12 protein-coding genes are annotated in these 12302 nt (G+C 48.0%); 3 read left to right on the top strand and 9 right to left on the bottom strand.

Features of this window, described 5'->3' with window-relative positions; genetic code table 11:
* Position 1: 1 nt before the first annotated feature.
* Positions 2-2866 carry an aminomethyl-transferring glycine dehydrogenase gene (gcvP, locus tag ACSTTG_RS11760; RefSeq protein WP_438474940.1) on the top strand — a complete coding sequence of 955 codons (2865 nt, stop codon included), beginning with the start codon at positions 2-4 and terminating at the stop codon, positions 2864-2866.
* A gap of 234 nt (positions 2867-3100) precedes the next feature.
* Here the strand turns inward: gcvP and ACSTTG_RS11765 are convergent, their stop codons facing one another.
* Both ACSTTG_RS11765 and ACSTTG_RS11770 read right to left on the bottom strand, forming a co-directional pair.
* On the bottom strand, positions 3101-3403 hold the full coding sequence (locus ACSTTG_RS11765) for a type II toxin-antitoxin system RelE/ParE family toxin (protein ID WP_438456938.1): 303 nt from the start codon (positions 3401-3403) through the stop codon (positions 3101-3103).
* A complete protein-coding gene (locus tag ACSTTG_RS11770; RefSeq protein ID WP_005448240.1) occupies positions 3391-3648 on the bottom strand; it encodes a type II toxin-antitoxin system Phd/YefM family antitoxin in 258 nt (85 codons plus the stop codon). Before ACSTTG_RS11770 ends, ACSTTG_RS11765 begins: the two co-directional genes overlap by 13 nt.
* Positions 3649-3940: 292 nt before the next feature.
* On the opposite strand from ACSTTG_RS11770, the gene ACSTTG_RS11775 reads away from it, so the two are divergent.
* Positions 3941-4600, top strand: coding sequence for an NAD(P)H-dependent oxidoreductase (locus ACSTTG_RS11775; RefSeq protein ID WP_438474941.1), 660 nt, complete (start codon positions 3941-3943; stop codon positions 4598-4600).
* A 66-nt stretch (positions 4601-4666) separates the two neighbouring features.
* Here the strand turns inward: ACSTTG_RS11775 and ACSTTG_RS11780 are convergent, their stop codons facing one another.
* From ACSTTG_RS11780 to ACSTTG_RS11800, 5 genes are all read right to left on the bottom strand, one after another.
* The gene (locus ACSTTG_RS11780; RefSeq protein ID WP_438474942.1) at positions 4667-5602 is read right to left on the bottom strand and encodes a LysR family transcriptional regulator; all 936 of its coding nucleotides are present in this window, start codon (positions 5600-5602) and stop codon (positions 4667-4669) included.
* A gap of 183 nt (positions 5603-5785) precedes the next feature.
* Positions 5786-6796 carry a LacI family DNA-binding transcriptional regulator gene (locus tag ACSTTG_RS11785; protein WP_438474943.1) on the bottom strand — a complete coding sequence of 337 codons (1011 nt, stop codon included), beginning with the start codon at positions 6794-6796 and terminating at the stop codon, positions 5786-5788.
* 201 nt (positions 6797-6997) lie between these two features.
* Positions 6998-8014: a nuclear transport factor 2 family protein gene (locus tag ACSTTG_RS11790; RefSeq protein WP_438474944.1), complete on the bottom strand. Its 1017-nt coding sequence runs from the start codon at positions 8012-8014 to the stop codon at positions 6998-7000.
* A 1-nt stretch (position 8015) separates the two neighbouring features.
* Positions 8016-9299 (bottom strand): MFS transporter, encoded by a 1284-nt coding sequence (locus tag ACSTTG_RS11795; RefSeq protein WP_438474945.1) that lies wholly within the window; start codon positions 9297-9299, stop codon positions 8016-8018.
* A 402-nt stretch (positions 9300-9701) separates the two neighbouring features.
* On the bottom strand, positions 9702-10622 hold the full coding sequence (locus tag ACSTTG_RS11800; RefSeq protein WP_438474946.1) for a GlxA family transcriptional regulator: 921 nt from the start codon (positions 10620-10622) through the stop codon (positions 9702-9704).
* Positions 10623-10744: 122 nt separating this feature from the next.
* Between ACSTTG_RS11800 and ACSTTG_RS11805 the strand changes: the two genes are divergently transcribed.
* Positions 10745-11263, top strand: coding sequence for a cysteine hydrolase family protein (locus tag ACSTTG_RS11805; protein WP_438474947.1), 519 nt, complete (start codon positions 10745-10747; stop codon positions 11261-11263).
* A gap of 58 nt (positions 11264-11321) precedes the next feature.
* On the opposite strand, the gene ACSTTG_RS11810 is transcribed toward ACSTTG_RS11805, so the two are convergent.
* Together ACSTTG_RS11810 and ACSTTG_RS11815 are read right to left on the bottom strand one after the other, a co-directional pair.
* The gene (locus ACSTTG_RS11810; RefSeq protein ID WP_438456930.1) at positions 11322-11858 is read right to left on the bottom strand and encodes a nuclear transport factor 2 family protein; all 537 of its coding nucleotides are present in this window, start codon (positions 11856-11858) and stop codon (positions 11322-11324) included.
* Between the two features lie 12 nt (positions 11859-11870).
* A complete protein-coding gene (locus tag ACSTTG_RS11815; protein WP_438456929.1) occupies positions 11871-12275 on the bottom strand; it encodes a YybH family protein in 405 nt (134 codons plus the stop codon).
* Positions 12276-12302: the final 27 nt, after the last annotated feature.

Raw genomic sequence — 12302 nt, forward strand, 5'->3', positions numbered from 1 at the left:
GATGACAGATTTACTCAAGCGCCTTGGCACACAGCACGAGTTTGTTGCCAGGCACAATGGCCCCAACCTAGCCGATCAAGCCAAAATGCTGGCGGCGATCAACGCCGAGAGCCTAGATGATCTTATCGATCAAACGGTCCCGCAGCAGATCCGCCTAGAGAAGCCGCTTTCTCTCGCCGAGGCACAAAGCGAAACCGACATGCTCAAATCGATGCGTGCCTTTGCCGAGCAGAATAAGGTTTACCGTACCTTTATTGGCCAAGGTTACTACAACACGGTGACGCCAAACGTGATTTTGCGTAACGTGCTGGAAAACCCAGGTTGGTATACCGCTTATACCCCTTATCAGCCAGAGATTTCGCAAGGTCGCCTTGAAGCACTGCTCAATTATCAGCAGATGGTGATGGACCTGACCGGCATGGAGATCGCCAACGCCTCGCTACTTGATGAAGCAACGGCAGCGGCAGAGGCAATGACGCTATGTAAGCGTGCGGGCAAGAGCAAGAGCCAAGTATTTTTTGTCGCTGATGATGTTCACCCGCAAACTCTCGAAGTAGTTAAAACCCGAGCCAAGTACATCGGCTTTGAGGTAGTGGTTGCTCCTTTGGATACATTACCAGAGCAAGATGTGTTTGGTGCGCTGATTCAGTACCCAGGAACAACAGGGGAAGTTCGCGACCTCACTGACGTGATAGCCAAAGCTCAAGCCAACAAAACGCTAGTCACTGTGGCCACTGACCTACTCGCCTCAGCTCTACTAAAGCCTGCTGGTGAAATGGGTGCGGATGTGGTGATTGGCTCGGCACAACGCTTCGGCGTGCCTATGGGCTATGGCGGTCCACACGCCGCCTTTATGGCCACGCGAGACAAGCATAAACGTACCATGCCGGGTCGTGTTATTGGGGTTTCTATCGACAGCAAAGGCAATCAAGCCCTGCGTATGGCGATGCAAACCCGTGAGCAGCACATCCGCCGTGAGAAAGCGACCTCGAACATCTGTACCGCACAAGCACTTCTAGCCAATATGGCCGCCTTCTACGCGGTGTATCATGGTGAAGAGGGGCTTAAGACGATTGCCCGTCGCACGCATCACTTAACGGCTATCTTGGCTGCAGGTCTAACCAAGTCCGGTTACGAACTTGCTCATAATAGCTTCTTTGACACCTTGACGGTCAATACTGGCGACAATACAGAGACCCTGTACAAGCGTGCTCTAAGCGCTGAGATCAACCTGCGTAAGCTCGATGGCCAGCTGGGTATCAGTTTCGACGAAACCACCACGATTGAAGACATCAATGTCTTGTTCGCTGTGTTTGATATCAAAGAGCAGGCACAGGCGCTCTCTGCTGAGATTGCCGATAACGAATTTGCCTCGATCCCTGAGGCTTGTCGACGCAGCACGCGCTACCTCACGCACCCGGTGTTCAATACCCACCATAGTGAGACGCAGATGATGCGTTACCTGAAGCAGCTAGAAAACAAAGATTTCTCTCTCACCCACGGCATGATCCCGCTGGGCAGCTGTACCATGAAGTTGAACGCAGCCGCTGAGATGATTCCGGTGACTTGGCCTCAGTTTGGCGCGATCCACCCATATGCTCCAGTAGAGCAAGCGGCGGGCTACAGCGCATTGGCTGCCGATCTCAAGCAGAAGCTGTGTGAGATAACGGGATATGATGCGTTCTCACTGCAACCCAACTCCGGCGCCTCTGGTGAGTATGCCGGTCTGATTGCGATTCAGCGCTACCATGAGAGCCGTGGTGAAGCTCACCGTAACGTGTGCTTGATCCCAAGCTCAGCACACGGCACCAACCCAGCCACCGCTTCAATGGTATCGATGAAGGTGGTGGTAGTGAAATGCGACGACGATGGCAACATCGACATTGACGATCTGGCGGCAAAAATTGAGAAACACGCTGAGAATCTCTCCAGCATCATGATCACTTACCCATCAACTCATGGGGTATATGAAGAGCAGGTTAAAGAGGTATGCGCCATGGTTCATGCCGCTGGCGGTCAGGTTTACCTCGACGGAGCAAACATGAACGCTCAGGTAGGCCTTACTTCTCCGGGCTTTATCGGCTCTGATGTATCGCACCTAAACCTGCACAAAACCTTCTGTATTCCGCACGGTGGTGGTGGTCCAGGCATGGGACCAATCGGTGTTAAATCTCACCTTGCGCCGTTCCTGCCAGGGCACATCGAAAATGGTGTTGAGGGCAGCGACTTTGCTGTCGCCGCCGCAGACCTAGGCAGCGCATCAATCCTACCTATCTCATGGGCCTACATTGCCATGATGGGCGAAGAGGGCCTGACTGACGCTACTAAGGTAGCGATTCTCAACGCTAACTACGTGATGGAGCGCCTTCGTCCGCACTACCCTATCCTCTACCGAGGCACCAATGGTCGCGTTGCGCATGAGTGCATCATCGATATTCGCCCGCTCAAAGAGCAAACTGGTATCAGCGAAGAAGACATTGCTAAGCGTCTAATGGACTACGGATTCCACGCGCCAACCATGTCATTCCCAGTAGCAGGTACACTAATGGTCGAGCCAACCGAATCGGAAGACTTGGAAGAGCTAGACCGCTTCTGCGAGGCAATGATCGCAATTCGCCAAGAAATGAGTAAGGTTGAGTCTGGAGAGTGGCCACTAGAGAATAACCCGCTAGTTAACGCCCCACATACTCAAGCAGACTTAGCGTCTGAGAGTTGGGAGCGCCCGTACTCGCGTGAACTAGGTTGTTTCCCAACCCAATCAACGCATATTTGGAAGTACTGGCCAACGGTGAATCGTGTGGATAACGTCTATGGCGACCGAAACTTGATTTGTTCGTGTCCGAGTATTGATAGTTATTCTGAATAACGGTTAGTCGTTAAAAACTAATTTCTGTGACTAAAGGTGAACCGTTAGGTTCACCTTTTTTTAACGCCTCAACAGACTCACTCAGTGGGCACAATACCATCGCTAAGAACTATCCTTACTAAACCCTTGTGAAACATTGCCAGACATTTCTGTATCAGAGAACCTGTCAGGTGGCTTGCTCAGAGTGAGACACAATCATGGCATAGTCGTTTGTGAGCCGCTAATCTCCCAAGGTTATTGCTTGTTCAAAAGGAACTTACGTAAATCTCTCTCGCCACGCATTACAAACAGAATAAAGACCTTGCCATCATCCTGTTTATAAAAAACACGGCATGGATTAACGACAACTTCACGATAACTTAAATGTTCTAGTTCAGGCGGAATACGACCTGACTCTGGGAAGGTTTCTAGCCGTTCAACTCTAGAGAAGATGGTTTGTACCAACTGCTTTGCCGCTACGATATTTTCTAGTGCAATGTATTCAGCGATATCATTGAGGTCAGATAACGCTGGCTCAGTCCAGATTACTTCAGCCATTTTGACATTTTGTCCTTGGCTTCATCATGACTCACGACTTTACCGTCAGCTAGCGCGCGCTCGCCCCGTGCAATACCCTCCAGAATGGCTAAACGATTTTGCATAAACTCATAATCATCAACATCAACTAGATACGCGGATGGCTTACCATGTTCGGTAATCAACACAGGTTCTTTGGTATCGTGGAGGTCTGCGAGGATCTTAGTCGCTTGACGTTTAAGCGATGTAACTAGTTCTACTTTCATAAGAGCTGCTCCAAAGGAATCGTAAAGTGATACTATTCTATCACTTTGAGTATAGCAAGCTAGATAACGACTGGTTCGGGCCACCTACAACAACTAGACGTTAACGATCTCTAATTGCTCCGCGTAGAGTAAGGCGCTTGATGCATGACATTGTCACATAGAAGCAGATCATGGATTATTCAAAAGTGATTATGGGCAAATTTATCCATAATGAATGGCCAAAGTCGCTCTGTTTCTATTTCCCCGTGATCAGTAACATGCCCCTCGTCGGTAACACAATGAGGAATTATCCATGTCACATCCAATCATCCAAGACCTGAATCGTCGTTATACAGCAAAGAAATATGATGCAAGTAAGCGCATTTCAACATCAGATATGGATGTCATCAAAGAAGCGATCCGTTTGTCCGCTTCTTCGATTAACTCACAGCCATGGAAGTTCATCGTGATTGAAAGTGATGAAGCTAAGCAACGTTTTCATGACACTTTCGCCAATATGCACCAGTTTAATCAGCCGCACGCCAAAGAAGCGTCACACATTATTTTGTTTGCGCATAACCCAAAGTTCACTAAAGATGATTACCGCAAGGTTGTTGATGTCGAGGTTTCTTCAGGCCACTTACCGGCAGAGATGTATGACAACATGCTCAATGGCGCATTTGGGTTTGCTGAGTCACAGACCGATGCAGCAGGCTTTAATGGCCACTGGACTAAGGCGCAAACCTATATTGCCCTGGGTAATACCCTGCATGTGTTGGCACGCCTTGGCATTGCTTCAACACCTATGGAGGGCGTCGATCCTGACATGATCGGTCAAATCTTCGAAAAAGAACTTGATGGGTATGTGTGTGAGTTCGCACTAGCGATGGGCTATCATCTTGAAGGCCAAGACTACAACTACGGTTTACCTAAATCTCGCCTTGCCGCTGAAGATGTCCTAGTTACCCTGTAGTAACTAGCAAAAGACGGAATCATTGAACCACCCGCTATTTTACGCGGGTGGTTTTGTTTTTTTGAACTAGGTTTTGCCCTCAATATACTCAAGCCAGCGCGGAGGGTTGCCTATGTGCGCCTCGACTGCGCTGATAAACGATCGAACCAGCGGAGTTTGTTTTCGATGTGGATAGAGGGCGTAAATCGCCTTATCACCGGAGATTATCCTATGATTTGGCAGCAGCTGGACCAACCCAAGCTCTGAGAGCGGTCGAAACAGATTTGAGGCATCAATACGCGCATAGCCGACGCCATCTCTGACCGCTTCAATCAGGGTGCGAACATCATTTACCCGATAACGACCCTGCATTTTGTACTCTTGAAAATCCTCACCATTGGCCGTTTCACTGATGGTAAACGTATCCAAGGTCACCTCTTGATTGCTGTAGATAACCGCTGGCAAGACATTCAGCGCCTTGGGCGATGTAGGCATACCATACTCTTCAACAAAGCAATTTGCCGCCACCAAGATAAAGTGAGATTTAGCGATAGTTTTAGCGATCAAGCTCGAGTCAGATAACTTACTCAGGCGAAAGGCCAGATCGTAATGATCAGAGATAATGTCAGATTTTCTATCGTCTAACGAGTGATGGATCTGAACATCGGGATGAGCTCGCATAAACTCGGTGATCACTGGCTGTAAATATTGATGACCAAAATAACTGGGTGAGGTGATGCGCAAGACGCCTTTGGGTCTTTCCTGATAGGCATCCGCAGAGAGCTGAATCTCTTGCAAGGTGTCGCGCAGAGCCTGTCCATATTGGAAGATTTCCTCACCCGCCGAGGTCAATGAGAAGGAGCGTGTAGAACGATTCAGTAGCTGTACACCCAAATCACTTTCAAGGCGCTTTATCTGTTTTGAGAGCGACGAGTTATCCATCTCATGCAGCGCTGCCGCTTTTGAGAACGAACCTTGTTGCACGACATCGACAAACAGCAGTATTTGGTTGGAGTTTAGCATGGTACTCCTATCAGGTAAGAGATGCTGAAAACCAGAATGCAAACATTCATAACAACTAGATGATAGCTCGAATTTTGGGGTTCGTTCTACTTCCTGAAATTAGACACAGTGCCAATACAATGAGTGTCTTGTTATATTTTTCATTAATGCCAAATACTCTTCACCATCAGCTAGGAGCTAGGTTTAACTCACGTCCCTCAATGTTCCACGCTCAATGAACTTAGCCGAGACATTAATATTATAAATCTTATCTGTTTGGCCGTTTATCTGCCGCTCGAGCAGAGACACTGCTTCGTTGGACAAGCGTTTTATATCCTGTCTGAAGGAGGCGAGTTGATAGCCTGAGCATGCTGACTGCTCTAGGTCATCGTAACCAATCACTTGAACATCTTGTGGTACCTGGTAGCCGAACTCGAACCGAACCACATCCATAAAGGCATAAGCAATAACATCGGTCGCACACAGCACGGAGTCTGGGATACCTTTTTGCTTTACTCTTTTACGTATTAGTGACTTACATACTTCATAGTCAAAGTGGGCAGTGAAACTCTCTGGCCTGTACCCTAGTTTCAGCTCGACTTCGCTGGCAAAGCCCTCATACCGATCCTCATTAGTCTTAGACGGTAGATGACCGGTAATGTAGAGCAACTCTTGTCCGCGCCTTTTGAGCATCTCATTGGCTGCCAGCTCACCTGCCCCATAATTGTCACTCACGGCATAACTGCACTCTGAGTCAACATCAACCCGCATAACCTGAACAACAGGCAAACCCAGCAGGTTACACTCGTAATATAGGTTGGTCTTATGGTGGGCAGAGGCGGTGATGATTCCATCGACCTTGTACTGCAGCAAGTTGGTAATGGAATAATTTTCCTCTTGGTTAAGCTCACCAGGGATAAGCAGCGCCGAATAGCCTTTTTGCTTGCAAGCTTGCACTAAATGGTTAAGCAGCTCTAAATAGATCGAATAGTTGGCACTGGGCAATAGAATTCCAACCAGATTAGCGCGGCTATTGTTGAGGGTGCGAGCGTACGCGTTAGGGCGATAGTTGAGTTGGGCAATCGCGTCCATCACCTTCTGTTTTGTGTCTTCCTTGATGTAACCTTTTCCACTCAGCACACGTGATACGGTGGCCTGTGAAACCCCGGCGAGTCGAGCAACATCATTCGAGGTTGGGTTTCTACTTTTTGACACAAATAACTCCAAAATAGTGTGATTTGATGAGCAAGCTACTTGTTATAGCCCCATCGACGCAAGGTTGGGTAAATTATGCCTGCTGCCGCTTTGCAATGGCAATAGGTTTACTGAGTCATCAATTGTTGAATTAATGACCTGGGGCAAAGAAGAAGCCGCATCCTTGCGGCGATAAAGGCTTAATGATGCATTAAGCCTTGCTTATGGATTGGTGATTGAAGTGGTGCGCTCTAGAATGTCTAGGCCTTGCTGCTTCAACCAATACGGGATATCAATCAATACCCAGTTTTCAGACAGTTTATCGTCTTGGCGGTAATAGACATCAACCACCTGCATGTCCGCTTTCACCTCACCACCAGGCAGGCCAAGGAAGCCGCCAATTGGCTTGTTCGATAGGTTTGGCCAACCAAAGAAGCACGAGAAGTTACCTTCAGCGAAACGGCACACGTGACCATTGAATACCTTATCTTTCAGGCCGCTACGGAATGGCATCTGATGACCTTTCTGGTAGCGTGGAATCGTGTACTGAGCACCAATACCACAAGGGCCATACCAGATCATATCTTCCTGCCAGCGCAGACGCAGACATTCACGCAGAGTTTCCATATCAGCAAATGGCGCGGTCTTGTTTAGGCGGTCGATGTCGTCCACCATTAGATTCATGACTTCTTGAGTTTTCAGGCCTTCTTCAGCTGGCGCATCGTCAAAAAGCAAGCCATCGTGGTTACGAGGACCTGGGTAGACGAAGTGACTACCGGTCATTGGCGGCAGTGGGTAACAGCCGGCTTGATTCATGAATCCAATCAGGTCAAGGAACAGACCTGTTTTGGTGATCTTGCCGTTTTCAATACAGCTAAACTCAGTATAGCGAAGGTGTTGCACCTTACCGGTATGCTTAATGCCCAGCCAATCTGCATCGAATAGACCCATAAAGTGGCCCATGCTCATCACCCAGATCTCGTCGTTAAATTCGTTTTGGCCGCCAATAAAGATGTCTTGGCGACGCTGCATACGCGTCAGAGAGCTCTTAAGTGGTTGCCACACTTTTTCAGCGACTTCCGACTTCCCAGAGCGCTCACGAAATGGGTAGCTACCCAGGAACTCGTAGTCGTCTGACATGAACTGGTCCATCACAGATTGCACTTCTGATGCTGGGCACTTCTCTAGCGCGTCAAAATACTCTCTTACTAATTTTTTTGCTGGTTGAAAACGTGACATGTTATTTCTCCGTCGCCAGTTTGTGTGAATTTTTGTCTTTACTAAATAGGCCTTTTTTAACCGTTTCCGGCAGCGTGAACCAAACGCCTGCAGCGATTAGCCAAAGGATAGGTGAGCCCCACATTGCGGTTTCTAGCGAGGTGCGAGTCTGAATGAACACCAATACCATAGGCGCCCACATACCAATGATTCGACCGCCGTGGAATAGCGCAGCGCCATAGCCTTTAAGGCGCGCGGGGAATAGCTCGATAAAGTACGCGCCCCACACTAGGCTTGAAGCCAAACCGAAGTTGTAAAGAAGGCCAAGGATCGCCAGTAGGTTGATGCCCATAATTTCCACGTGAGAAGGCGCAACAAAGAATGACGCAGACATCACACCTGCTAGGATGAAACCAAATGCGTTGACCTTGCGGCCCCACTTGTCTGAGATTGCACCCCACAGCCAGCCGCCGAATAGGTTACCGAAGGCTGCAACCGAAAAGATAAGCCCGACCGTCTGTGCATCAAACATTCTCACGGTGCTGAGGTAGGTGGTTACAAAGCCACTAAAGAACTGAAAGCCATAAAAGTTAAGGCCCGATAGCAATAAACACGTAATGGTGATGCGACGATATTTCGAGCTGAACATTTCACCCCAGCTGCCCTTTTTCTCATCTTGCGCTCTATCACCGTCTGTCGCGTTTTCGCTGCCGTAAGCCACTACCGTTTTTTCACTTGGGATCACAACCGCCATAAGGCCTGCGATCACCACAGGTGGAAGACCGCCAAGGATCATTAGGTTTTGCCATGGTGCATCGATACTGGATAGGTACGCCGCGTAGAAACCCATAAAGATCAATACAACCGAGAACATGCTCGACATAAAGGCAGAAAGTTTACCGCGAATAGAGCCTGGGAATAGGCCAGTCATCACCGTAAATGCAATCGTGAAATAGCCACCCAAAGAAAAACCAATCACAAGGCGTGCTATGGCCCATGATAGGTAGTCCGTCATCGCGATGTTAACCATAGTCGCAAGACCGTTTAACAGGGTGACGAAAATCAAGCCACGCTTTCCGGCCAGTTTAGCACTCACAAGCGCTCCTAATAGCGCACCAACGGACTGCCAGGTATAAAATTGTGCCGTATGAGCAAGAGTTAACCCTTCGTAACTCTCAACAATGAAAGGTCTAACATAATCAATGATCACGAAGTTGTAGCAGTAGAAAAAGTGCCCCGCGAGAAGCACTAAATAAGCAAGAATACGACGTTGGATCGCAATCTCACTCATGTGTTTTAAGTTCATAGTTCAGTCCCAAAGTTTCAATGTTTAAGGCCGTTGTTGACGCAACAACACCTATCCGCCTCAGTGCCTTCTGGTGATTTACTCTGCGTAAATACCTACTGGTGAAGTGGATTATCATCGAGATTTAGGTATACGTATACATTCAATAATTCTTATATGAATTAAAATAAATCCATCATAAACCCCATAATTTATTGTTTATAAGCCATATTATTGAATGACAACAAATCAATATGTATACGTATACATAAAAATATTCATAAAATCGTCGTTATTTTTTTGATATCGATCACTCTAATATCCGTCACTGGCACTGATACGACATTCCTAGTGAACAGCCACCAGCTTTTCATCCCTCAAGCAGCGGTGACGAAAAAGAGGCGACACAAACAATGTCAGGCCTTAGCTTCTTACAAACCGGGCACGAAACTCTCTTGGGGTTAATCCCATGGTTTTAATAAACACCTTGCGACATGCGCTAGCGTCCTCATAACCAACTTGGTTGGCGATTTGCTCGAAGGCGCAGTGAGAGTTTTCCAGCAGTTCACAAGCCTTTTGCACTCTCAATCGCTGGAGGTATTGGTTGGGGCTCAATCCTGTTGCTTTGGCAAAGCGTCGCTGCATGGTTCGCTCTGTCATATTTACTTGGCTTGCCAGATCAGCAATAAGTAGCCGCTTGGGGTAGTCTTGACTCATGATCTGCTGCACGACTATCACGGATTGATCACCGTGTAGGAAGGAAGGGCTAAACTGGGTATAAAAACGTTGCTCGCGTAAAGCAGTATCGACGACCAGTCGTTTGCCAAGCTGGCGCATGATGCTTAATGAGGTAAACTTCGCCACTAGCTCAAACCCAAGGTCGATCCACGACATCATCCCTCCAGCCGAGATCACATCCCCATGGTCAATCAGAATTTGGTTAGTATCTAGTGTCACATCAGGAAACTGCGTTTGAAACAGCTCTGATAAACCCCAGTGTGTCGTAACTGGTCGATGGCCGACTAACCCCGTAGCGGCCAAAATAAAGGCCCCAGCGCAAGCGGATCCAATTACAGCTCCCTGGGCATGTTGGGCTTTGAGCCAATTGAGCAAATTCGCATCTGGGGCCAGCCAGTAGTCACTCTGAGAGCTCGGCGGTAAAACGATCACGGCACAATGTGCTGGTAAAGATGTCACTACATCAAAAATGACAGGAACAAGCTCAACCTCAATCCCCTGCTGCTGGCAGATGTGATTGGTCATTATCAGCATCTCTTCTAATCCAAAGACTGCCGATTTTGATGCATTGGGGTAATGACAAATTCCTATCACGATACGTTTCACTATTGCTCCCTGCACACTGTCGTTTTTGACACTATTAATGTCATTTTAGACTCTTCTTTGATGGGTACAAGACAAGATATTCTTCCTACATTCAGATGAGAAATTAACGCTAGGAGAACAAGATGAGTAAAAAAGCACTATTGGTTATCGACTTACAAAACGACTATTTTCCCGAGGGTAAATACCCACTTTGGAACACGCAGCAAACACTCGCTAACATCAAACAGGCCATCGCGCGTGCTAACGAACAACAGATCCCTGTGATCAATATTCAACATATCGCTAATCCAGAGCAAGGGCTGGCTCCCTTTTTCAATGCCGATACCCACGGGGTGGAGATCCACAACGAAATTTCTGCTATCACAGCGAATGCCGAAGTGGTAGTAAAAACCTTTGCTGATAGTTTTGAAGGGACCAATCTTGAGCCTGTTCTTAGCGAGCACGATGTTGATGAATTACTGCTCTGTGGCATGATGACGCAAAACTGTGTAACGCATACTGCGCTTTCAAAAGCGGCAGAAAAATACCAAATCTCGGTCCTTGCTGATTGCTGCACCACCGTCGATGAAATGATCCACAATATCGCCCTGCATGCACTCTCAACCCGAGTTGCACTCACCACTACCATGCAAGCGTTTTAACCTTATACACACACCCAAGTGGATAAAGCCTACTTGGGTGTGTGTCAGCGCTTTAAACCTAGTGGTTCTTATTCCTCATTTCGAGCACGTTTAACCATTTGCCATCAACCTTCTCCCACACTGAAGCGTATTTTTGCACCTCTGTCGCCTCACCAGGTAGGGTTAGTTTAACCAAACCAATCGCCCAGGCCATGGTGCCATCCTGACTAACATGCGCCTCTGCAGGCTCGTAAGTCAAATAGGCGCCTTGCTCGCCAATGAAGGCTTTAAACATCGCCACTTGCTGATCTCGACCGTAAAGAATATCTCCCCCCTCGAGTAAGATGATTCCGTGCTCGTGTAGCCCCTCACCAACCGAATCAAAAGCATGCTCAGCAATCTGTTGACACAGTAGCCTCTCCATCGCCATGATTTCCTGAGTTTGAGGGGTATCTTTAAAGCGGGGAGTACGAATATTCTCAACTCCTTCTACCACACACGTCTCCTTTGCCAGGCTGCCCTGCCTCTCAGTTTTTCCATCAGCAGCAAACGTAGATGTCACTACTACACTGGCTGACAAGCTGGCGAATACCAGTAGGGATTTTAGTAACTTCATGATAAACCTCTCTTATTGGTTCATGTTTCTGATCTCTGCCGCGACCTTCCATTTGTCTTCTTCTTTGATCCACACCGAGACATATTTGCCAAATTGCTTGTTACCGCTAGCATCGGTAATGGTGATCACGCCGTATACCCAGCCCATGTCGTCAGAAGCACTCACCTGTGCAGATACTGGCTCCCAGAAAAAACTCCCGCTGTCTTGTGCGTTTGATGACTGAGGGTTTGCGCGCTGCTCGGCAAGTGCATCCTCATACACATCGCTCGCCAGCCGCCCCTCACTCCCAGGAGATAACATCAAGGCTCCTTGTGCATGAATATCCTTCATCCAAACCAGATCTCGAGCCAGCGTACGCTGATAGGCCTCGCGCTCAAGATCCATCAAAATCTGTTCGCTGCTCAGTGAAGTAGTCATAGCGGTTTCCTCTTGTTCAATGTCTTG

The organism is Vibrio glycogenivorans, assembly GCF_051660965.1.
GTDB lineage: Bacteria > Pseudomonadota > Gammaproteobacteria > Enterobacterales > Vibrionaceae > Vibrio.